The organism is Achromobacter xylosoxidans A8, assembly GCF_000165835.1.
GTDB lineage: Bacteria > Pseudomonadota > Gammaproteobacteria > Burkholderiales > Burkholderiaceae_B > Achromobacter > Achromobacter xylosoxidans_B.
In genome coordinates, this window is the sequence record NC_014640.1 from 447,018 (window position 1) to 469,043 (window position 22,026).

Consider the following 22,026-nt stretch of genomic DNA (forward strand, 5'->3'; position numbering starts at 1 on the left):
ACAACGATTCGACCCGGACAGGTTGAACTACAGGCACCGAGGGCTCCAGGGTTCTTGGATCTTTGCGAAAAAAAGGAGCGGAACATGAGACGAGATTTCTTGAAGACCGTAGCGGCGGCGGGCGCCAGCCTGGCGGGAGCCAACGTCTTTGCGCAGAACACTCCGCAAGCCCCCGGGCTGCGCGGCAACGCGAACGACGTCTACGTGATGAACGTGATGGTGTCCGGGGTGGAGTACTGGTTCCCTGTCTACGAAATGATGAAGCAGCTGGGCCATTCGCTCGGCGTGCGCACCCGCTATTCGGGCACGCCCGAATATGACGTCAACAAGCAGCTGGCCTCGTTCGAGCAGGAACTGGCGCGCAAGCCGGCCGGCATCCTGCTGCACCCCATGAATCCCGACCCCTTCATCGAACCCATCAACCGCGCCGCGGCCATGGGCATCCCGGTGGTGACCTTCGCGGCCGACTCTCCGAATTCCAAGCGCGTGTCCTTTGTCACGTCCGACAATGACCGCGAAGGCGCGCAGGCGGCCGATGCCATCGCGGCCGCGCTCAACGGCAAGGGCGAATACGCGGTGCTGGAAAATCCCGGCCAGGACAACCATGACCGCCGCGTCGCCGCCTTCATCAACCGCATGAAGACCCAGCATCCCGGAATGAAGCTGGTGGGCCGCGCGGCCAGCAACCAGGACCCGAACAAGGCCTACCAGGCCACGCTGAGCCTGGCCCAGGCCAACCCCGGCCTGGGCGCCCTGTTCATGCCCGAAGCCAATTCGGCGCTGGGCGCGGCACAGGCATCGATCGAAACCAAGAAGAACATCAAGGTCTTGTGCTGCGACGTGAACGCCAAGATCCTGGACATGATCAAGTCCGGCGAGGTCTTTGGCTCCGTCAACCCGAACCAGGGCGTGCAGGGCTACATGGGGATGATGCTGCTGTTCCTGGCCCGCAACCAGCAACTGATCGACCCGATGAACGACGCCAAGCGCAACGGCACCAACCCGATGGCGGTGCCGTTCCTGGACAACGGCCTGTCCATCGTCAGCAAGGCGAACGCCGACGACTTTTATTGGGACAAGTACCTGGCGCGTCGTGGCACCAAGGGCATCAACGAATGAACGCGACCGCAGCGCTGCTGGAACTGCAGGGCATCAGCAAGCAGTTCGGAGCGTCCAAAGCCCTGGCCGACGTGCGCTTCACGCTGCGCCGGGGCGAAATCCATGCCTTGTGCGGCGAGAACGGCGCCGGCAAGTCGACGTTGATGAAGATCATCGACGGCATCCACCAGCCGGATAGCGGCGATATCTATCTGGAAGGCGAGCGCGTGGTCATCAACGGGCCGGCCCATGCCATGCGCCTGGGCATCGGCCTGGTCCACCAGGAAATCGCGCTATGCGGCGACGCCACCGTGGCCGAGAACATTTTCATGCCCGCGATCAGCGCCGGCGCGCAGGCCTGGATGGACTATGCCAGCCTGAACCAGCGCGCTGCCGGCGTGCTGCGGCGGCTGGGCCAGGACATCGACCCGGGCTTGCGGGTGGATGCGCTGGGCATATCCAGCCAGCAGCTGGTCGAGATCGCCCGCGCCTTGACGCTGGACTGCAAGGTGCTGATCCTGGACGAACCCACGGCCGCGCTGACCGAAGTCGAGTCCGTGGCGCTGTTCCGCGTGTTGCACGACCTGAAAGCCCAAGGCATCGGTATTGTCTACATCAGCCACCGCATGGCCGAGATCTTCGAGCACTGCGACCGCGTCACGGTGCTGCGCGACGGCCGCGACGTGCACAGCGCCGATATCGCGGCGCTCTCTCCAGACGCGCTGGTGCGTTGCATGGTGGGACGCGACCTGGGCAACTATTACCCGCCCCGACAAGCTGCGGGCGATGCGCCTGCCGAGGTCTTGCTGGAAGTGGAGGACATCGCCGATGGCGCGAATGTCCACGGCATTTCGTTCACGCTGCGCCGGGGCGAAATCCTGGGCATCTCCGGCCTGATGGGCGCGGGCCGCAGCGAACTGGCCGAAACCGTGTGCGGCCTGCGGCGCGCACGGCGCGGCGCGGTGCGGCTGCGGGGCCGGCCTCTGCGGCTGCGCCGCTATGCCGACGCCCTGCGCCACGGCATTGCCTACCTGAGCGAAGACCGCAAGGCCGCCGGCCTGTTTCTGGACATGCCGATCGAACAGAGTGTGTCCTCCATGGCGCTGGGCCGCATCAGTTCGCGCTTCGGCCTGCTCAAGCGGGCAGCGGAACGCAGCCTGGCGGTCGAACTGGGCGCACGGCTCAAGCTCAAGTCCGACGGCGTGGCTATCGACGCCAGCTGCCTGTCGGGCGGCAACCAGCAAAAAGTGGCCATCGCCAAACTGCTGGCCACCCGCCCCTCGGTGCTGCTGATGGACGAACCCACGCGCGGCGTGGATGTCGGCGCCAAGTCCGAGATCCATCACCTCCTGCGCGAGCTGGCCAACCAAGGCGTGGGCGTGGTGGTGATCTCGTCCGAACTACCGGAGATCATCGGCCTGTGCGACCGGGCCCTGGTCATACGCAATGGCAGGCTCGCCGGAGAACTGGCGGCAAGCGACATGACGGAAGAAAGACTGCTGCGGCTGGCCTCGGGCCTGTCCGCCCAGGAGGCGACATGATGAGCGACCTGAAATCCCAACCCGCGGCGGAAGCGGTCCTGCCGCCTCCCGCCGCCAGCCTGCCGCCTGGCCCCCGCCTGGGGCGGCGGCTGGGCAGCTTCCGCGAAGCGGGGCTGCTGCTGATCATCGCCGCGCTGTGCGTGGTGATGAGCTTCGCGTCGCCGCATTTCCTGACCTGGGAAAACGTGCGCGCCATGCTGCTGTCGTTTTCCATCGAAGGCATCGTGGTGGTCGGCATGACCATCCTGGTCATTGTCGGCGGCATCGATCTGTCGGTGGGTTCAGTGGTCTGCCTGGCCATGGTCATTACCGGCAAGCTCTTCCTGATGGGACTGGACCCATGGACCGCCAGCCTGGCTGCGATCGCCGTGTGCACGATGGTGGGCGCGCTCATCGGCGGCTGCGTCACCCGCATCGGCCTCAGCCATTTCATCGCGTCGCTGGCGTTCATGGTGATCGTGCGCGGTCTGTGCCTGGCAATCACCCAAGGCACACCGCAATCGTTGTTCTCGCTGCCGCCGCAATTCAAGTTCATCGGCCAGGGATCCATCGGCGGCATTCCCGCCGTCATCCTGATCTTCGCCGTCATCGTCATCGTCAGCGACTTCGCATTGCGCCGCGCGGCCCTGTTGCGCAAGGTGTTCTACACCGGCAGCAATGAAAAGGCCGCGCTCTATGCCGGCATCCGCACCGGACGCGTGAAGTTCTGGGTCACGGTGCTGTGCTCGACCCTGGCCGGGGTCGCCGGCGTGGTCTACACGGCTCGCTTCGGCGCCGCCACGCCCAACTTCGGCGTGGGTATGGAGCTCAATGTGATCGCGGCGGTGGTAATCGGCGGCGCCAGCCTCAAAGGCGGCTCGGGCACCGTGCTGGGTGCGGTGCTGGGCCTGGCCTTGTTGTCGGTCGTCACCAGCTCGCTCATCCTGCTGGACGTGTCGCCCTACTGGCAAGACGTCGTCAAGGGGCTGATCCTGCTGGCCGCCGTCACCGTTGACCATCTCATGAACGTCAGAAAGGGTTCCCGATGAAGACTACAACACTGGGCGCGTCCGGCATCGCCTGCGAATCCGTCGGCCTGGGCACTTGGGCCATGGGCGGCTGGATGTGGGGCGGCGCGGACGACGCGGCCGCCATTGCCGCCATCCAGGCATCCGTCGACGCGGGCGTGCGGCTTATCGACACCGCACCCGCTTATGGCCTGGGGCACGCCGAAAGCCTGGTCGGCCAGGCGCTCAAGGGGCGCCGCCAGCAAGCGGTCATCGCCACCAAATGCGGACTGGTCTGGCACACGCGCCAAGGCGAACATTTCTTCGACGAGGACGGCCAGGCCGTGCATCGCCACCTGGGCCGCGCCTCCATCTTCCATGAGGTGGAACAAAGCCTGGCGCGCCTGCAGACGGATTACATCGACCTCTACATCACCCACTGGCAAGACGCCGGCACGCCCGTCGCCGAGACCATGGACGCCTTGCTGGATCTGAAGCGGCAAGGAAAGATCCGCGCCATCGGCGTCAGCAACGTGGATTCCGACACTCTGGCCGAGTACCTGCGCCACGGCCCGATCGACGCCATCCAGGAACGCTACAGCCTGATCGACCGCGAAATCGAATCGACGCTGATGCCGCTGTGCCGCAACCACAACGTCGGCATCCTCGGGTATTCCTCGCTGGCGCTCGGTCTGTTGGCCGGCCCCATCGACCCCGGCCGCCGCTTTACCGGCGACGATCAGCGCGCTGGCAACCCCCGCTTCAGCGTCGCCAACCGTGGCCGGCTGCAAGGCTTCTTCGCGGAACTGGAGCCCCTGCGCCAGCGGCTGGACTGCTCGGCTTCGCAGCTGATGATCGCCTGGACCACCCGGCCAGGCGGCGTGACCGTGGCGCTCTGTGGCGCACGCACGCCACAGCAGGCCACGCAGAACGCCGCCGCCGCCGCGCTGGCGCTCTCGCCTGAAGACCTTGCCGTCATCGACCAGGCGGCCGAGCGCCACCTGCAAACACTGGATTGAACAAGGAGTTCCCATGCTGTACAGAAAAGAAGCGCGCCTGAACCGGCTGCTGAGCAACGGCCGCTGCCTGGATATCGCCGTCGATCACGGCGTTTGCAATGAGCCCGGCTTTCTGTCGGGGTTGGAGGACATGCCGGCCGTGATGGAACAGCTGGCGGCGGCGCGCCCCGACGCCATCCAGCTGAACTACGGCCAGGCCGACCTGCTCCAGCAACGCCCCGGCCGAGACAAGCCCGCGCTGGTCATGCGCCTGGACATGGGCAATCCCTACAACGCCACCACCCATCGCGTGATGTGGGCCGTGCTGCAGAACGAACAAGACCCGGTGCTGCCCGCCGTCCAGATGGACGCGGCCTGCGTGGTGGTCAACTTGTTCATGCTGCCGGACGAACCCGACCTGTTCCGCCAGTGCGTCGCCAACATCGCCCGCGTGCGCGCGGACTGCGACCGCTACGGTATGCCGTTAATGATCGAGCCCCTGGTCATGGCGCCACACTCCGCGCGCGGCGGCTATATGGTCGATGGCGACGCCGAGAAGATCGTCACCCTGGTGAGGCTGGCGCGCGAAATGGGCGCCGATATCGTCAAGGCCGACCCCACGACTGCCACGCGCGATTTCCATCGCGTGGTGCAGGCGGCGCGCTGCCCCGTGCTGGTGCGCGGCGGCGGCCGGGAGGACTTGCGGCAGGTCTTTGAGCGGTCGCGCGAGTTGCTCGACGAGGGCGCAGTGGGGCTGGTGTACGGCCGAAACGTCTATCAGCACGCCGATCCGTCGTCAGTGGTGCGGGCACTGATGGCCATGATCCATGACAACGCCAGCGCCGGGCAGGCGTGGGACATGTATGAGGCAGGAGGCCGATAGGACGCGAGGCTCATTGGCCGAAATCCCTGACAGCCCAGCCAGATCCTAATGCTCTTCCTTGGCATGGTTGATCGTGTACTTGGGAATGGCGACGGTAAGGTCCATTTCGGCCACGATGGCCTGACAGCTCAGGCGGGACTGCGCTTCCAGCCCCCAGGCCCGGTCGAGCAGATCGTCCTCGGACTCATTCGCTTCGTTCAAGGAGTCGAAACCCTTGCGCACGATGCAGTGGCAGGTGGTACAGGCGGCACTCATGTCGCATGCATGTTCTATTTCAATGCCGTTGGCCAGCAAGGCTTCGCAGATCGTGGTGCCGGCCCGCACCTCGAGCTCGGCGCCTTCGGGCGCCAGCTCGGCATGCGGGAGTACGGTGATTTTGGGCATGTCTGATTCCTGTTCGTGGACGTCTCCCTGTTCAAGGGAAAACGTAGTGGCGTGAGAGAAGCCTGGGGCTTACCAACGTTGGAATGTCAAGGCCGCCAGAAAAGCGCGAGAACCCTGCGGAAATCCACACGATGGGTCTAAAATCCGCACACGTTCCGATCCGCGCCTGCGCAAGCAGCAGGTCCCTCGCACGTAGCATCCCACCCAATTGCAGCCCGCCATCGGCCCGACTTCCGCCTCTACGCCGCCAAGTTCGTCCTATGCCGCCCGCATCCGTCAGGTGCAGGTCGACGCATTGCGCCGAAGCTTTCCGTTCGCCCTGGCCGGGTCGTTGATCAGCGCCTGTTTTTCTGCGTTTGCCTTGGTCGGCGTGCTGCCCCTGCACGAGATCATGCTGTGGCTGGGCGCCACGCTGATGGTGGGCGTGCTGCGCTGGGCCGCGGTGGTGGCGTACGACCGCCGTCGCGCGGATCCGGCGGCGGCGCAGCGCTGGGTGCGGCGCATGCTGGCCGGCAATCTGTGTTCCGGCATTCTGTGGGGATTGCCGCTGGCCTACTGGACGTTTTTCGTCCCGCTGGAATACCAGCTGTTCTTCATCGTCATCCTGTTCGGGCTGGGCACGGGCGCCATCTATTCGAACTACATGCTGCTGCCGGTGATGTACGCGTTCGAGGTGCCGGCTTTCGCGCCGATGTTCATCGCGCTGGCGGCGCAGCCTTCCGCCATTCATCTGGCGCTGGTGACGGGCGGCCTGGCGTACCTGATCGCTACCCTGGCCTTCATCCATCGCATGAACCGCACCCACCTCGATGCGCTGCGGCTGGGGTATGAGAACCTCGCGCTGCTGGAACAGGTGCGCCAGGAGAAGATAGCCGCCGAACGCAGCGATCTGGAGAAGTCCCGTTTTTTGGCGGCGGCCAGCCACGACCTGCGCCAGCCCGTGCACGCGGTGAACCTGTTCCTGGGCCTGCTGGCCAATGAACCCTTGTCCCGGCACGGCCGCTATCTGGTCGACAACATCACCAGTGCGCTGTCCGCGATGGGCCATCTGTTCGACGCCTTGCTGAATCTTTCGCGGCTGGACGCCGGCGTCATCGAGCCTCGCTTCGAGACGTTCAGGATGCAGCCGCTGCTGGACCAGCTGAAGGCCGAGTATGCGCCGCAGGCCGGTGAGAAAGGCATGCGGTTGCGGGTACGTCCGTGCGCGGCCAGCGTGCGTTCGGATCCCGTGCTGCTGGAACGCATGCTGCGCAACCTGATCAGCAATGCCATCGTGCACTCAGACGGCGGGTGCGTTCTGGTGGGGTGCCGCCGGGTCGGGAATCGCTTGCGCGTCGAGGTCTGGGACAACGGCTCCGGGATCCCGAAGGCCGAGCAGGAGCGGGTCTTCTGGGAGTTCCATCAGCTGGCCAATCCCGAGCGCGACCGCAGCAAGGGCCTGGGTCTCGGCCTGGCCATCGTGCGCCGCACCGCCAGGCTGCTGGGCCACGAACTGGCGCTGCGCTCGGAAGCAGGCCGCAGCACGGTTTTCACGGTCACGGTGCCGGCTTCGGATCCCGCCGCGGCTGGTCTGTCCATCGGCGATGCCGGTGTGAGACTGCCTCGGGGGCCCGCAACCGAAGACAGCCTGCACGGCAAGCTGGCGCTGCTGGTGGACGACGATGCGCAGAACCTGGCGGGCCTGTCCATGTTGTTCGAAAGTTGGGGCTGCCGCGTCATCGCCGCGACCAGTGGCAATGCGCTGTTCGAGCGCGTGCTGCCGCTGGCCGAAACGCCTGCCCTGATCGTCACCGATTACCGGCTGCGCGAACACGAAACCGGCATCCATGTGATCGAACGGTTGCGCGAGGAATACAACGATCCCGATCTGCCTGCCTTGCTGGTCAGCGGGGACACGGACCCGGCGCGGCTGACCGAAGCCGCCGCTCGCGGCGTGCCGCTGCTGCACAAGCCCGTGCAAGTCCAGGCGCTGCGTGAGCACGTGACGAGCCTGCTGTACGCCAGGAAAGCAGTGCCCCTTACCGGAGACGCCGAATGACGGCAGTGTTATTGGTTGACGACCACGCCATGTTCCGCGAAGCGCTGGTCATGGCGCTGGGCCAGGCCATGCCCGGCATGACGATCCATCCCGCGGCCAGCGGCCAGGAAGCATTGGACGCGCTGGACCGGCAGACGGCGATCCAGCACGTCATCATGGATTTCTACCTGCCCGACATGGCCGGGGCCGAGCTGCTCAAGCGCTTGCGCCAGCGCCGCGCGCAACTGCGCATCCTGGTGCTGTCGGCTTCGCAGGATCCGGAGGACATGCGCCGGGCGTTGGAGGCCGGCGCGCAGGGCTTTCTGAACAAGTCCGCCAGTTGCCAGGAACTGGCAGCCGCGCTGGAAGCCGTCAGCGAGGCCCAGCCGGCGCATCGCAGCGTCTCCTCGTCTGCGCTGCTCGCGGGCGGTCAGGATGAGGCGGCCTTGCTGCGTGCGCTGACGCCGCGCCAGAACGAGGTGTTGTGCCTGATGTGCGACGGCCTGCGCAACAAGGAAATATCGGAACGCCTGAACATGACCGAGAAGACCGTCAAGACGCATGTGTCGGCCATCCTGGGCACCTTGGGCGTGCTCAATCGTACGCAGGCGACGCTAGTGGCGCGGCGCGGCGGCGTGTTCGGGAAGCCGGTTTAGGCCGCTGCCCGCTGTCGCTGGCCACCTTGCCGGCCGCCAGCGAGATCTCGCGTCCGGCCGCCGCAATCGTGTCGGGGCGGTGCGCCACGATCACCCGCGTCATGTTGAGCCTGGCGATCGCCGTGTTGACGATCCGTTCGCGTTCGATATCCAGATGGCTGGTGGCCTCGTCCAGGAACAGGATGGCGGGCTGCTTGTACAAGGCCCGCGCCAGCAGCACGCGCTGCTTCTGGCCGCCGGACAGCACCGTGCCCATGTCTCCCACCAGCGTGTTGTAGCCCATGGGCATGGCGCTGATGTCGTCGTGGATCGCGGCGATCCGGGCGCAGCGGCTGGCGCGCTCGGAGTCGTACTGAGGATCGAAGAAGCTGATGTTCTCGCCGATGGACCCGGCGAACAGGACGTCGTCCTGCAATACCGTGCCGGCGATGCGCCGCAGGGATGCCGCGCCGGCACCCCGCGCCGGCACGCCATCGATCAACACCTCGCCGTCGGTCGGCGCCAGAATTCCCAGCAGGATGTTGATCAGAGTCGTCTTGCCGCCGCCGGAAGGCCCCGTGATCGCGACCGATTCGCCGGGTTCGATCCTGAAACTGACGCCATCCAGCACATACGGCTCTTGCGGCCCATAGCGGAAGCGCAGGTTGCGAACTTCGATCGCGGGCGAGCGCTCCTGCGCGTCCTGGGTGCGCGGCATTTCGTCGACGGGCTCGGGCGTCTCGCGCACGATATCAGCCAGGCGCTCGCCTTGCAGCCGCAACATCTTTACTTCGACCAGCTTGTCCAGCAGGGCGGCCACGCGCTGGTCGAACAAGGTCTTGTAGACGATGAAAGCCAGCAGCGCGCCCACGGTGAACTGGCCGTCCAGCACCAGCCTTGCGCCCAGCCAGAGTATCGCGATGGAGGACAGGCCGAACAGCAAGCCATTGAAGGTGCGGAAGAACAGCGTCCACTTCTGCACGCGCAGGTCGGCGTTGATTTCGTTCACCAGCAGCGACAGCCAGCGGGAGCGCCGGTCGTCTTGGTGTTGGAACAGCTTGATCGCCTTGACGCCACGTACGGTTTCCAGGAAGTGCGATTGCTCCTTGGCCGCGTGCACGATGTGCTCTTCGGTTGCGTAGTGCAGCGGCGCATAGCCGGACCAGCGGGCCAGTCCATACAGCGCCATCGCACCCACCGCGATCCATGCGAGCGGCGGGCTGTACAGGAACATCAGCACCAGCGTGATCAGCATGACCAGGCCGTCCAGCACCGCCTCCAGGAAGGACGTCGTCACGGTGCGCTGTATGGCGTCGATGGCGCCGAAGCGCGACACCACGTCGCCCAGGTGACGCTTCTCGAAGTAGCCGACGGGCAGGCGCAGCAGATGGGTGAATACGTTGGTGCGCCATTGCAGGTTCAGTGTGGTGCCCAGGACCATCAGCATCCAGCTGCGCGCCACCGAGGTCAGCTGTTTCATGATCATCAGCAAGCCGAAGGCCAGCGCCAGCGTGGTCAGCAGATCGCGATCGCCGGTATTCAGGACATGGTCCACCACCCATTGCAGGAAAAAAGGCTGGACCACGGTGAGGATTTCCAGCGCCAGCGCCAGCAGCAGCACCTGCGAGAATGCGCCGCCCAAGCCCGATACCCGTCCGGTCAGTTCGCGCAGCCGCACGCGCTTGTAGTCGCGCGCTTCGGTGAAGTCTGGCGTGGGCCATAGTTCCAGCGCAACGCCGGTGAACGACGCGGACAGTTCGCCGATGGAGCACCTGCGCGTGCCGGACGCAGGGTCGATCAGCGTGGCTGAACGACCGTTGATGGCGGTCAGCACCACGAAGTGATTGAACTCCCAATGCAGGATGCAAGGCAGCTTCAGCTTGCTCAAGGCTCCCAGACTGACCTTGACCGGCCGCGACGCCAGCCCCAGTTGGCTGGCCACATGGATCAGCGTGGCCAGCGTCGCGCCCTTGAGCGATACGGGAAAGCGGCCGCGCAGGGTCGCAAGGCTTTGCTGATGGCCGTGGTAGCCCGCGATCATGCCCACGCAGGCCAGGCCGCATTCGGCGGCCTCGGTCTGCAGGAGCCTGGGTACCCGCCGTTTGACTCCCAGCGTCAGGCGTTCGAGCATGTTCACAGTTTCCCCGACAGCCGCTGGGCGGGATCGAACGCCCATTGGTACAGGCGGCGCGTCTGCTGCAGGATGTCCGCCTCCAGCCGCATGCCGGGCCGCAGCGCAAGCGTCTGCCCTTGCGGTCCGCGCGCCGGAGCGTCCAGCGACACCGTGATGCGGAACATATCCTCCTGGACGCCATTGTTTGCGGCGGCTTCATTCAATTGCCATTCCGGCGATGCGCTGCGCGTTACGGTCTGGACGATGCCGGCCTGCTGCCCGAACGTTTGATATGGGTAGGCCGCGAATCGCATCAGCACCCGATCGCCCGGCGCGACGAATCCCACTGCGCGGCTGGGCGCCAGCAGTTCGGCCTGCAGCCTGGCGCCGTCGGGAACGATGGTGGCCAGAGGCCGTTTGTTGTCCACGGCCTGTCCCGCGGCGGCGGCCACGGCGGTGACGAAGCCGGCCTGAGGCGCGCTGACCAGGATGCGGCGCCTGGCTTCGCTGCGCGTCAAGTCCACGGCGATGTCGGCCATGTCCCGGTCCAGCTGCGCCAGCTGGTTCTGCTGCCGCAGCGCCAGATCCGCCAGCGCGGCCTGCCGGTTGGACAGGTCGGTTGCCAGCCCGATGCGGTCGCGCAGCAGCGCTTGCAGCTGATTGCGCTGTTCCAGCAGCTCGGCGCGCTTCTGGTCGGCTTCCTCGGCGGAGAGATAGCCTTTTTCCATCAGGCCGCGATAGCGGTTCGCGCTGTCTTCGGCCAACTTGATGCGGGCGCGCTGCCCCGCGATCTGGTTGTCCATCGCCGCCAGTTGCGCCTTCAGGCTGGCGATGGCGGCGGTCTGGCTATCGTGCTCGCTCTGTTGCAGCAGCACTGTCTTCTGGCGCGCCAGCCTCAGACTTTCTTCGCGCTGCCGGATCTGGCCGCTGATGGCTTCCTGGGTCTCGCCCAGGGCGCTTTGTTGATCGCCGGACACCACGTAGAGCACGTCGCCAGCAGCAACATGCTGGCCTTCCTGGACCCGGCTTTCGAGCACGATGCCGGCCTGCGGCACGTAGAGCTTGATCAGCCCGGTGTCGGGCGCCAGCTGGCCGCTCACGGTCGCGCGCTTGGTGTACGAGCCGAACGCAAGAAACAGGCAGATGGTCAGCACGAAGCCCGCCAGCACGGCGGTGACCAGTGCGAACGACACTGGCCGGATCAGGACGATGTCGCCCAGCCCGACGGAGTGTTGCGCGGCAAGCGCCTTTTTGCGATAGAGCGTCACGGCGTTGGAAGCAGCCCAGGAAAACGTGGTGAGCAAAAGCCGGCCGGCATGGCGGAAAAAAAGCCGCGGCGAACGCGCCGCCGCGCTATGAAATCGGATGCCAGTTGGGGCATCCGTCCGATGTGGCCCGGATCCTTACTGACTACTTCGGCATGTAAAGCGTCTTGCCGGCGGGCCAGCCGCTTTTCTGGGGGGCAAAGGTGATATTGGTACGGTTCGGTCCCCAGCCGCCGCTGACCGCCCGGGTTTCCTCGGCGCTCAAGGGTCTGACCTGTTGTTCCGCGTCGCGCCGCTGATCGGGCTGTTCAGTTTTTTCCATCTTTATCTCCTGCTGCATGCTGACGAATGAAGCCGCGCCAGCGTCGGCCGAGCATCACCCGGAACCAGGTTCTCGCCGCGATGCGCTGCAGACGGGAAGCCCGGCTCCCAAACTGGCAATGCTCGGGGCGGACAGTAGCAGCGCACCGGTGCAGGCGCATCGGTCTTTAGTCGTAGGGATGGAAATTCCGCGTGGCTTCCGGATTGCCGTCGTGCCGGCTGCAAGGGGAGCGAATGCGCGTGCGGACCTACGACCAAAGACCGATTCGCCGCCGCCCGCCTCCTGCTACTTTCCGCATCGAGTCTTTCAATGGGTGGGGCGCCGACGCTCCTGTCCGCAGGGACGTGGACCAGTGTCGTCCCCCCTTGATACTCGGCCGACGCTGGCGCGGCTTACTTCGTCAGCACGAAGCGGGAGACGGACATGAAGAAAACGGAGCAAGCAGGGCAACAGGGTACGGTCGATCAACGGATCCGGCCCTTGAACGCCAAGGAAACCCACCAGGTCAGCGGGGGAGCCCTCGGGAAAAAGCCGGGCATTATTGGCCGGCCAGCGGCGCTCGGCAGTTCCAAGTCTGTGACCAAGGCGAATCGCTATCAGTGAGCGCAGTGAGCGGACGGCATGGCTGCCCGCCGTGCCGTCCTGTTTGGCGCCCGTCATCAGATGCTTGTGCGCCCCTCTCCCATGCGGGCGCCGGTCACCATCTCCGTCACCCAGTTGACCAGGATGGAGGTGTACGCACGTTGCGCGGGTTTTTCCGTCAACGCATGGTCGGCGCCGTCGATGATCCGGTGGGTCAAGGAGTGAGATCGGCGGAAGGCGGAGCGGTAGCTCATGATGGTGGAGTGGGGGATGTAGATATCGTTCTCCGCCTCCACCAGCAGCACGTCGCCGGAAAACTCGGTGCAGGCCTTCAAGGCGCGGTTTTCCTCCGGCGGCACGTAGGCGCTGCGGTAGGCGCGCAGCGTGTCGCGATTGAGCTGGTTCTTGGGCACCAACCATTCGTCATCGCGGTACAACGCGGGCACATGCAGCGCCAGCCAACGCACGCGGCGCAGGGTGCAGAGCAGGGCGGCCAGGTAGCCGCCATAGCTGCTGCCCACCACCGCGATCGAGCCGGAATCCAGCGACGGATGGAGCGACAGCCTGTCATAGGCTGCCACCACGTCGCGCAGATTGTTTTCGCGGGTCACCTGGAGTTGCTGGGCACGCGTACCGCCATGGCCGCGCAGATCGAAGGTGAGGCAGACGCAGCCCAGTGCGGCGATGCCTTTGGCGCGCGACAGGTCGAATTCCTGGCTGCCACCCCAGCCGTGGATGAACAGCACGCCGGGCACCTTGTCTTCTGGAGTGAGAAAGGTCGCCTCCAGCTTAACGTCATCAACCTCCAGAGCCGTCGGGGTGCTATGCGCCGCCATCTTCCGTCTCCACGATGCCTCCCGATTTGCTGATCTGGCCGATGGCGCTGTCTACGCCATGGAACACCAGCCGTTGCGCGATGGGCAGGGGTTCACCCGCGCCATAACGTTCGCGCGTTTCGGCGCGCACCTCCATCAACGCGGGCGAGAGCGCGAATGCCTGCATGGCCGCAAGCTCGGCCAGGCTGGCGCCGCCGGCGCGCCAGGATTGTTCCAGCACGCCGGCGCGCGCGGCGCCATCCGCAGTGCGTCCGATCGCCACGTCGTAATTGCGCCGCGACGCGATCAATTCCGGATAGGCCGCCCAGATCGCCGCGTCATATCGGCAGGCCAGGTCGATGGCGCGGCGCTCGTCGTCGCCGAGGTCCAGCGCGCGCAGAGCGTCGAAGCTGCCGCGCGCCACGCGCAATTCGGATCCGCCGTAGACCGGGCGGCCTTGGTTGTCGTCGGTCAGCGATTGCGTGCCGACGTAGGCGATTTCGATCTCGCCGACTTTGGCCCAGCCCACGCTGTAGGTGTCGACCTCTTCGAGATCTTCCTCAAGCACCAGGCCCAACCGTTCCATCACCCGCGGGGATTGTTCCGCCAGGGCTGCCCGCAGTGCGTCCAGGTCCCTGGCCACCACCTGTCCGCGCCCGGCCGTGGCGTCCACGGGCTTCACGCGTATCGGGCCGCGCTCGAGCAGGCGCTGGCCTGCCGCCAGGGCGTCTTCGGGGCAAAAGGCGGTATAGCCTTCCAGCACCACGCCGCGCAGCGCGTCTGCCAGCGTGGCAGCCCAGCCGGCCGGGCGCCGGGCCTGTGGTCCGACCAGCCCGTGGCTGATGGATTTCGTCGCCACGAACGCATGCGGCGCTACGCCGCCATACAGGTCCGCTTCGCCGGTGATGCCCAGGATGGCGGCGCGCGCCATTCCAACCAGACTGCGATCGGGCACATAATAGGGCGTGGGTCCACCCCGTTGGCGGCTGGGCCGGTAGTCAGGCACATACCGCCTGCCCAGCAGCGCGGCCACGCGGGAAGCCTGGGCGTCCAGCGAAGCCACTTCGTGTTCGGAGGCATGGGCGCGCCGGGGGAAGGCAGCCACGATGCCCGCCGTGCGGGGATGGGTTGCGGATGTCATGGCAGGCAGTCCAGCAAGCGGCGTGCCTGCGCGGGAAGGGCGTTCCGGGGAAACGGCGGTGCCGTGCATGGGCGCGGACGTGGCCCCGGGCATGGAAATTGCTGCTTCGAGTGTCTCGCCGGAGTCCTGGTTGCCAAGCCAGCATCTGGACCAAACGGCGAGGCCGCGCGCACATCACCAGGGAGTAATGCTCATGGCCACGCGTACCATCTGGAAAGGCGCGATCTCCTTCGGCCTGGTCCACATCCCCGTGGGCCTGCATACCGCCACGACGGAATCGGGCGTGGATTTCGACTGGCTCGACCGCAGGTCCATGGACCCCGTCGGCTACAAGCGCATCAACAAGCGCACGGGCAAGGAAATCGAATCCAAGGACATCGTAAAAGGGGTCGAGTACGAGGACGGCCAGTACGTCATCATCTCGCCCGACGAGATAGCGGACGCCTATCCGCGCACCACCCAGACCATTGAAATCCAGCAATTCGTCGAGGCGGCCGAAGTCTCGTTCGTCTACCTGGAACGTCCCTACTATGTCGCCCCGATCAACAAGGGCCAAAAGGTCTACGCGCTGCTGCGCGACACGCTGGTCCAGAGCGGCAAGATCGGCATCGCCAAGGTCGTGATCCAGACCAAGCAGCATCTGGCGGCGCTGATCCCGATGGGGGACGCGCTGGTCCTGAATCTGATGCGTTGGGGGGATGACGTGAAGTCCGTGGAGGGCCTGGACCTGCCCAAGGCCGGCGCCAAGAGCATGTCGCCCAGCGCGTCCGAACTGAAGATGGCCAAGATGCTGGTGGAAGAGATGTCGGCCGAGTGGGACCCGGCGGACTACCAGGACGAATTCAAGGCGGCCATCATGGGGTTGGTGGAGCAGAAGGTAAAGGCGGGCAAGACGGAAACCGTGATCGAGCCGCAGGAGGAAACGCCGGCGTATGCGGATAACGTGATCGACCTGACCGAGCTGCTGCAACGCAGCCTGCGCGGCGGGACGTCCAAGGGGCGTGCCAAGGCCGAGGCCAAGCCCGCGAAGAAATCTGCGCCGCGCAGCGCCGCTGTGAAGAAGGCGCCCGCGAAGAAGGCCGCTAAGAGCGCCAGGCAGGCGAAAAAGGCGGCCTAGCAATGGCGGACAGTCTCAAGAAATACCGCGAGAAGCGCAATTTCGCCGTCACGCCCGAACCGCCCGAGGGCGGCGAGTCCGGCGACGCAGGCCTGGTGTTCGTGATTCAGAAGCACTGGGCCAGCCATCTGCACTATGACTTCCGCCTGGAGCTGGACGGTGCGATGAAGAGTTGGGCGGTGCCGAAAGGGCCGTCATTCGATCCCTCCGTCAAGCGCATGGCCGTGCAGGTCGAAGACCATCCCATCGCCTACAACCAGTTCGAAGGCACCATCCCCAAGGGGCAGTATGGGGCCGGCAAGGTGATCATCTGGGACGAGGGGCGCTGGACTCCAATAGGCGATCCCCGGAAGGGCTACAAGGCGGGCCATCTGAAATTCACGCTCGAGGGCGTGAAACTGCGCGGGCGCTGGGCGCTGATCCGCATGAAGGGCAAAGAAAGTGATCGACAGCCGCCCTGGTTGTTGATCAAGGAGAGCGACGAATACGCGCGGGAGGACCAGGACTTCAGCGTCGTGGATGAGATGCCGGACAGCGTGGTGCCGCTGAGGGCGAAGAAGAAGGCGGAGGCTGCGCGCAGCAAGCCGCAAGCTCGCGCTGCCAAGGCGGTTGAAGCTGTCGCGGCCTTGCCCGGCAAGGCCGCTGTGCTGCCCGCGTCGCTCAAACCTCAACTGGCCACCCTGGTTGACGGTGTGCCGCGGGGCGCGGACGACTGGTCCTATGAAATGAAGTTCGACGGCTACCGGATCCTGGCCAGGCTGGAGGACGGAAGCGTGAAGCTGTACACGCGCAACGGCCACGACTGGACGGCCAGGATGCCGCGCCTGGCCCAGGAACTGGCGGCATTGGAGATTGCCAATGCCTGGATCGACGGAGAGATCGTGGTGCTGACGCGCGAAGGCGTGCCCAGCTTTCAGGCCTTGCAGAACGCCTTCGATGCCGCGGGTACCGCGGATATCGTGTTCTACGCCTTTGACCTGCCCTATGTGGCGGGGCGCGATCTGCGCGACGAGCCGCTCAGCTTGCGCCGGGATCTGCTGCGGCAGGTGATTGCCAGGTGCAAGGGCAAGCATGTGAAGTTCAGCGAGGCCTTTGACAAGCCGCCAGCGGACCTGGTCGCCTCGGCCTGCAAGCTGGGCCTGGAAGGAATCATCGGCAAGCGCCTGTCCGCGCCCTATGTGTCGCGCCGCACGGACGACTGGATCAAGCTCAAGTGCACCCAGCGGCAGGAGTTCGTCATCGTGGGCTATACCGAACCCAAGGGCAGCCGCAAGGGCTTTGGCGCGCTGCTGCTGGCGGTGCATGAGCCTGATGGAGCCCTGCGCTACGCCGGCAACGTAGGCACTGGTTTCGACGACAGGACTTTGCTCGACCTGCACCGCAAACTGGCCAGCATCGAGCAGAAAACCAGCGCCCTGACCCAAGGCAAGCCGCGCGCCCTCAAGCAGGTCCATTGGGTCCAGCCCACCTTGATCGGAGAGGTCTCTTTCGGGGAGTGGACCGGCGACGGCCATGTACGCCATTCGACTTTCCGGGGGTTGCGTACCGACAAACCACCGAAGAAGATCACTCGCGAGGTCGCCATGCCAGCCGAAAAGCTCTCCCCGCGCAACAGCACTGCCAAGGCCAAGGCAGGGGGCGCAGCAAAACCCTCGAAAGGAATGAAGCTATCGAATCCCGACCGCGTGATAGATCCATCCTCCGGGGCGACCAAGCTAGACCTGGCCCGCTACTACGGGCTTGTGGCGCCCCTGATGATGGAGCACCTGCGCGGCCGGCCGGTCTCCTTTGTCCGGGCGCCCGCGGGGATCCAGGGCGAGCATTTCTTCCAGCGGCATTCGGAATCCCCTATCCCGGGGGTGACCGCGCTGCCCGAACGTCTCTATCCGGGGCACCCCTCCCTGATGGAAATTTCGAACGTAGCGGCGATACTCGCGGCTGCCCAGCTGAACGTGGTGGAGTTCCACACCTGGAACGCGCTCAAGACCTCGATCGGCAAGCCGGATCGGATGCTGTTCGACCTGGACCCCGGGGAAGGGGTGGATTGGCCCACGGTCCAGCAGGGCGCGGAGTTGGTGCGCGTGCTGCTGCAGGAACTTGGCCTGCGCGGCTGGCTGAAGACCAGCGGCGGCAAGGGCCTGCATGTGGTCGTTCCCATCCGCAAGCAATACGGCTGGGATGCCGTGAAGGACTTTTCCGAAGCCATGGTGCGCCATCTGGCGCAAACCCTGCCAAAGCTGTTCGTCGCCAAAAGCGGCCCCAAGAATCGCGTGGGCAAGATATTCGCCGATTATCTGCGCAACGGCTTCGGCGCTACGACGGTGGCGGCCTGGTCGGCGCGCGCCCGGCCCGGCCTGGGCGTGTCCGTTCCCGTACGCTGGGATGAACTGGACGGGCTGAAAGGGTCGGCGCAATGGACCATCGCCAATATCCACACCCGCCTGGACGCGGGCAACGAGCCTTGGGACGACTACGCGCCGCAGGCGATCGGCCGGGCCATGAAGCAGCTCGGGGTCGAGCTGCGATCTTGAACTGAAGGACGGCAGTCCGCTGCTACAGACCATTGTTGCCATCGAGGCAACATCATGGTCCCCTTGGCAGGTCTTCTGCCGCTCTCCGCGCGGCCCTACGATTTGGGCGTAGTTCAGGCACGTACCGCACCCGGTCCAACCCAGCCTGCACCTGTCAACCAATCTAGGGAGTCACCATGAGTCAACGTCTGAACGCCTATGCGCAATCGCCCGAACTGTTCAAGAAATTCGTCGAGTTCGGCATGCTCTTGAAGTCCGGCGCGATCGAGCAGCCGATCCTGCGCCTGGTCGAAATTCGCGCCTCGCAGATCAATGGCTGCGGCTTCTGCCTGGACATGCACGTGAAGGACGCCAAGATCCACGGCGAGCAAGAACTGCGCCTGCACCATGTCGCGATCTGGCGAGAATCCGGCGAGTTTTCGCCGCGCGAGCGCGCCTGCCTGGCCTGGACCGAGGCGCTGACCACGCTGGGCGCGCAGGGCGTGCCCGACGACATCTATGAACGCGTGCGCTCGCAATTGTCCGAAAAGGAAATCTCGGACCTCAGCTTCGCGGTCATGGCCATCAATGGCTGGAACCGTCTCAACGTGGGCTTCCGCACCGTGCCCGGTTCGGCCGACAAGGCATACGGCCTGGATCGCGCCAAGTTCAACTAAGGAACCATCATGAAAATCCTGGTTATCGGCGGCACGGGCCTGATCGGCTCCAAACTCGTCAAACTGCTTAATGAGCGCGGCCATGAGGCGATAGCCGCATCGCCCGCCACCGGCGTCAACACCATGACTGGCGAAGGCCTGGATGCGGCGTTAGCCGGCGTCGACACGGTGGTCGACGTCGCCAACTCGCCGTCGTTCGAGGACCGCGCCGTGCTGGAGTTCTTCCAGACCTCGGGGCGCAATCTGCTGGCGGCGGAGGCCCGCGCCGGCGTGCGCCACCACGTCGCGCTGTCGGTGGTCGGGACGCAGCGTCTGGCCGAAAGCGGCTACTTCCGCGGCAAGATCGCGCAGGAAGCACTGATCGTGGCGGGCGGCATCCCCTATACCATCGTGCATAGCACGCAGTTCTTCGAATTCCTGGGCGGCATCGTGCAGTCGGGGACGGAAGGCACGGAAGTGCGGCTGTCGCCGGCCTTCGTCCAGCCGATCGCTTCCGACGACGTGGCGCTGGCCATGGCCGATGCCACGCTGGCGCCGCCGGTGAACGGCATCGTGGAAATCGCCGGCCCCGAGCGGGTGCGCCTGGCCGACCTGGTGCAACGCTACATGGCCAAGATCGGCGACACGCGCAGCGTGCGGGCAGACGCCGGCGCGCGCTATTTCGGCGCCCTGCTCGAAGATGAAACTCTGGTGCCGGGAGCTGGCCCGCGCCTGGGCAAGATCGACTTCGAAACCTGGTTCAGCCGTTCGGGCGCAAGAAAGTAGCGGCGAACACAAGGACGTTCATGAGCAAACTGCGGCCTCCTCCCCAGAGCCTCCTGGAAAAGTACCGAGGCGGGGACTTCCATCCCCTGTACACCACCAGCGTGACGGTGCGGGGTGGGGAGGCCGCCCATGGGCGAGCCTCCGGCATGGCCATCTCGGATGACGGCGAACTGATCGTGGAGCTGCGCTTGCCGGTCGAACTGGGCGGCACGGGCGGCGGCACCAATCCCGAGCAGCTGTTCGCCGCCGGCTATGCGGCATGCTTCCACGGCGCGCTCGCGATGCTGGCGGAACGCGCCGGGCTGGCCATCCCGGAAGCTTCGGTCACGGCCACCATCTCGTTCGGCCGCGACCCCGTCGACGGCCTGTTTGCGTTGACCGCGGACGTCAACATCCACCTGCCGGGCGTGCCCACGCCTATCGCCGAAGAGCTGGTGCGCAATACGGAACGCCTGTGCCCATACTCCAAGATGGCCCAGGGCGGGATCCACAGCGTGGTCGCCCTGACCCAATAGCGTTCAAGCCTGCTTCAACAGCAGGCTGTCGATGATCTGCAGGTCCTGCGCGCGGATGCGTTCGGTCATGAAATCGATGAAGACGCGCATGCGCGCCGGCAGGTGCTGGCGGCTGAGAAAGCACAGATAGTGGCCGCGGTCGTCGGGCGCGTATTGCGGCAGGCAAGCGACCAGCGTGCCGGCGCGCAGGTGTTCGCAGACCTGATAGCCCGCCATCTGCGCGATGCCATGGCCGTCCAGCACCGCCTGCAGGACGAGATCGGCATCGTTGAAGGTCAGCATGGCGGGCGGCGCGAACTTGCGCAGATGGCCGCCGACCTTGAATTCCCATTCGTATACGCGTCCCGATGCCAGCAGGAAATTCACGCAGCCGTGGCGCGAGAGTTCGTCGACGCTGAGAGGCAGTCCGTGCCTGGCGGCGTAGTCGGGCGACGCGCATAGCATCATCTGCATGGGAATCACCTTCTTGGCGATTACCTGGCTGTCTTCCATGCGGCCGTTGCGGAAGGATACGTCGACACGGTCCGTGGTGAAGTCGGTCGGGCCGTCATCCAGCAGCAGTTCCACCGAGATGTTCGGGTTGGCCTTGCGGAAGTCATTCAGCAGGGGCGCCACGACCTTGCGGCCGAAGCCCACGGTGGAACAGACGCGCACCAGGCCGGAAGGCGGGCCCTCGCGCAGCTCGCGCATGTCGTCCAGGGCCTGGATGATCCGCTCCACGCCAGGATGGCATTGCTCGTAGAAGCGCTGGCCCTCGGGGGTCAGCGAGGTGCTGCGCGTGGTGCGCACGAAGAGCCGGGTGCCCAGCTGGTCCTCGAGCTTCTGCACGCTGCGGCTGACTGCCGAACGGCCTATGCCCAGCCGGTCGCCGGCCTTGGCGAAGTTGCCTTCGACGGCGACGGCCATGAAGGCCATGACGCCGGCGTAGCTGGTGGCGAAGCTGTCGGCCAGCGAGTCCGGTCCGTTGGCGGGAGGGGTAACCGAGGGGGCTGGGAGGGATGTGGGCATGGTGGCAGCGCCGCGGAGTTGGTTGATCCTACCCTCTAAGACGTTGCGCGGGACGTTTTTGTGACGCGGCCCGGAAAAAATCTGGCCAGCCCCGGGCATGCTGTGTCCGGGACTGGCCAGGATGGAGCTTATGTCCGTCCCTTATTGAATGGGAATCAGGGCGGGGGCTCCCTTTTTCTTGATCAGCACGACCACGAACTTGGCCGGCTTGGTCTGGCTGGCGTTGCGGCCCACGGTGTGGATGTCGTCCGGCCCTTCGTAAAAGGTCTGGCCCGGGGTCAGCGTCACTTCCTTGCCGCCCTTGACCTGCATGACGATGCTGCCCTCGAGCACGTAGACGAAGGCCGAGGCGTCGTGGCGATGCAGGGGATCGGCCGCCCCGGGCGGATAGTCGACGACGAGCATCACCGCATCCCTGCCCGGGATGTCCGGCAGATCCTTGTTCATCACTTCGGTGACGATGGGATCGGCCGGCTTGCCGGCAGGCGCCCCGTGGTGCGATGCGGCATGGGCGGGTTGGCCCAGCAGCGCGCCGGCGGCGATGAAAGACAACGTGAGTTTGGTGAGGTTCGACATGGCCTGTCCTGGTCGGAGTGGTGACAGGCCCATCGTAGAAGCGCGGGCGGCGAGGCGGTAGGCCCGCGCCAGGGATCA

21 protein-coding genes are annotated in these 22,026 nt (G+C 65.6%); 13 read left to right on the forward strand and 8 right to left on the reverse strand.

Annotated features, from left to right (window positions below; genetic code table 11):
• Nucleotides 1-84 precede the first annotated feature (84 nt).
• Genes AXYL_RS02110 through AXYL_RS02130 form a run of 5 tightly spaced genes read left to right on the forward strand, consistent with a single transcriptional unit; the run spans nucleotide 85 to nucleotide 5,506 of the window.
• The gene (locus AXYL_RS02110) at nucleotides 85-1,119 is read left to right on the forward strand and encodes a substrate-binding domain-containing protein (RefSeq protein ID WP_013391178.1); all 1,035 of its coding nucleotides are present in this window, start codon (nucleotides 85-87) and stop codon (nucleotides 1,117-1,119) included.
• Entirely contained in the window at nucleotides 1,116-2,639 is a 1,524-nt protein-coding gene (locus AXYL_RS02115) for a sugar ABC transporter ATP-binding protein (protein WP_013391179.1), read from the forward strand. Before AXYL_RS02110 ends, AXYL_RS02115 begins: the two co-directional genes overlap by 4 nt.
• The gene (locus AXYL_RS02120; RefSeq protein ID WP_013391180.1) at nucleotides 2,636-3,667 is read left to right on the forward strand and encodes an ABC transporter permease; all 1,032 of its coding nucleotides are present in this window, start codon (nucleotides 2,636-2,638) and stop codon (nucleotides 3,665-3,667) included. The genes AXYL_RS02115 and AXYL_RS02120 overlap by 4 nt, the downstream gene beginning before the upstream one ends.
• Nucleotides 3,664-4,644: an aldo/keto reductase gene (locus AXYL_RS02125; RefSeq protein ID WP_013391181.1), complete on the forward strand. Its 981-nt coding sequence runs from the start codon at nucleotides 3,664-3,666 to the stop codon at nucleotides 4,642-4,644. Before AXYL_RS02120 ends, AXYL_RS02125 begins: the two co-directional genes overlap by 4 nt.
• Nucleotides 4,645-4,657: 13 nt before the next feature.
• Nucleotides 4,658-5,506 (forward strand): class I fructose-bisphosphate aldolase, encoded by an 849-nt coding sequence (locus AXYL_RS02130; protein ID WP_013391182.1) that lies wholly within the window; start codon nucleotides 4,658-4,660, stop codon nucleotides 5,504-5,506.
• Between the two features lie 45 nt (nucleotides 5,507-5,551).
• Here AXYL_RS02130 and fdx read toward each other — a convergent pair whose 3' ends face one another.
• Complete coding sequence (gene fdx, locus AXYL_RS02135) at nucleotides 5,552-5,890, reverse strand: ISC system 2Fe-2S type ferredoxin (RefSeq protein WP_013391183.1); 339 nt, start codon at nucleotides 5,888-5,890, stop codon at nucleotides 5,552-5,554.
• A gap of 208 nt (nucleotides 5,891-6,098) precedes the next feature.
• Here fdx and AXYL_RS02140 point away from each other — a divergent pair, with 208 nt between their 5' ends.
• Both AXYL_RS02140 and AXYL_RS02145 read left to right on the forward strand, forming a co-directional pair.
• Nucleotides 6,099-7,928, forward strand: a complete 1,830-nt coding sequence (locus AXYL_RS02140; protein ID WP_013391184.1) for a hybrid sensor histidine kinase/response regulator — start codon at nucleotides 6,099-6,101, stop codon at nucleotides 7,926-7,928.
• A complete protein-coding gene (locus AXYL_RS02145) occupies nucleotides 7,925-8,563 on the forward strand; it encodes a response regulator transcription factor (protein ID WP_013391185.1) in 639 nt (212 codons plus the stop codon). The genes AXYL_RS02140 and AXYL_RS02145 overlap by 4 nt, the downstream gene beginning before the upstream one ends.
• On the opposite strand, the gene AXYL_RS02150 is transcribed toward AXYL_RS02145, so the two are convergent.
• The 3 genes from AXYL_RS02150 to AXYL_RS35060 all read right to left on the reverse strand — a co-directional run bounded on the left by AXYL_RS02150 (nucleotide 8,502) and on the right by AXYL_RS35060 (nucleotide 12,242).
• Nucleotides 8,502-10,679: a peptidase domain-containing ABC transporter gene (locus AXYL_RS02150; protein WP_162470882.1), complete on the reverse strand. Its 2,178-nt coding sequence runs from the start codon at nucleotides 10,677-10,679 to the stop codon at nucleotides 8,502-8,504. The two genes, AXYL_RS02145 and AXYL_RS02150, sit on opposite strands and share 62 nt — an antisense overlap.
• The gene (locus AXYL_RS02155; protein ID WP_013391187.1) at nucleotides 10,676-11,959 is read right to left on the reverse strand and encodes an HlyD family secretion protein; all 1,284 of its coding nucleotides are present in this window, start codon (nucleotides 11,957-11,959) and stop codon (nucleotides 10,676-10,678) included. Before AXYL_RS02155 ends, AXYL_RS02150 begins: the two co-directional genes overlap by 4 nt.
• Before the next feature lie 106 nt (nucleotides 11,960-12,065).
• Nucleotides 12,066-12,242, reverse strand: coding sequence for a hypothetical protein (locus tag AXYL_RS35060; protein WP_013391188.1), 177 nt, complete (start codon nucleotides 12,240-12,242; stop codon nucleotides 12,066-12,068).
• Between the two features lie 423 nt (nucleotides 12,243-12,665).
• Between AXYL_RS35060 and AXYL_RS02160 the strand changes: the two genes are divergently transcribed.
• The gene (locus AXYL_RS02160; RefSeq protein ID WP_013391189.1) at nucleotides 12,666-12,845 is read left to right on the forward strand and encodes a hypothetical protein; all 180 of its coding nucleotides are present in this window, start codon (nucleotides 12,666-12,668) and stop codon (nucleotides 12,843-12,845) included.
• A gap of 56 nt (nucleotides 12,846-12,901) precedes the next feature.
• On the opposite strand, the gene AXYL_RS02165 is transcribed toward AXYL_RS02160, so the two are convergent.
• Nucleotides 12,902-13,660 (reverse strand): alpha/beta hydrolase family protein, encoded by a 759-nt coding sequence (locus tag AXYL_RS02165; RefSeq protein WP_041652119.1) that lies wholly within the window; start codon nucleotides 13,658-13,660, stop codon nucleotides 12,902-12,904.
• Entirely contained in the window at nucleotides 13,647-14,780 is a 1,134-nt protein-coding gene (locus AXYL_RS02170; protein WP_013391191.1) for a DUF3182 family protein, read from the reverse strand. The genes AXYL_RS02165 and AXYL_RS02170 overlap by 14 nt, the downstream gene beginning before the upstream one ends.
• Nucleotides 14,781-14,973: 193 nt before the next feature.
• On the opposite strand from AXYL_RS02170, the gene AXYL_RS02175 reads away from it, so the two are divergent.
• From AXYL_RS02175 to AXYL_RS02195, 5 genes are all read left to right on the forward strand, one after another.
• On the forward strand, nucleotides 14,974-15,897 hold the full coding sequence (locus AXYL_RS02175) for a Ku protein (RefSeq protein ID WP_013391192.1): 924 nt from the start codon (nucleotides 14,974-14,976) through the stop codon (nucleotides 15,895-15,897).
• Nucleotides 15,898-15,899: 2 nt separating this feature from the next.
• On the forward strand, nucleotides 15,900-18,428 hold the full coding sequence (ligD, locus tag AXYL_RS02180; RefSeq protein ID WP_013391193.1) for a DNA ligase D: 2,529 nt from the start codon (nucleotides 15,900-15,902) through the stop codon (nucleotides 18,426-18,428).
• 176 nt (nucleotides 18,429-18,604) lie between these two features.
• Entirely contained in the window at nucleotides 18,605-19,084 is a 480-nt protein-coding gene (locus AXYL_RS02185; protein WP_013391194.1) for a carboxymuconolactone decarboxylase family protein, read from the forward strand.
• 9 nt (nucleotides 19,085-19,093) lie between these two features.
• Nucleotides 19,094-19,849, forward strand: coding sequence for an SDR family oxidoreductase (locus AXYL_RS02190; protein ID WP_013391195.1), 756 nt, complete (start codon nucleotides 19,094-19,096; stop codon nucleotides 19,847-19,849).
• A 20-nt stretch (nucleotides 19,850-19,869) separates the two neighbouring features.
• A complete protein-coding gene (locus AXYL_RS02195) occupies nucleotides 19,870-20,364 on the forward strand; it encodes an Ohr family peroxiredoxin (protein ID WP_013391196.1) in 495 nt (164 codons plus the stop codon).
• A 3-nt stretch (nucleotides 20,365-20,367) separates the two neighbouring features.
• Here the strand turns inward: AXYL_RS02195 and AXYL_RS02200 are convergent, their stop codons facing one another.
• Nucleotides 20,368-21,372 carry a LysR family transcriptional regulator gene (locus AXYL_RS02200; protein WP_013391197.1) on the reverse strand — a complete coding sequence of 335 codons (1,005 nt, stop codon included), beginning with the start codon at nucleotides 21,370-21,372 and terminating at the stop codon, nucleotides 20,368-20,370.
• A 141-nt stretch (nucleotides 21,373-21,513) separates the two neighbouring features.
• Nucleotides 21,514-21,948 (reverse strand): cupin domain-containing protein, encoded by a 435-nt coding sequence (locus tag AXYL_RS02205; RefSeq protein WP_013391198.1) that lies wholly within the window; start codon nucleotides 21,946-21,948, stop codon nucleotides 21,514-21,516.
• Nucleotides 21,949-22,026: the final 78 nt, after the last annotated feature.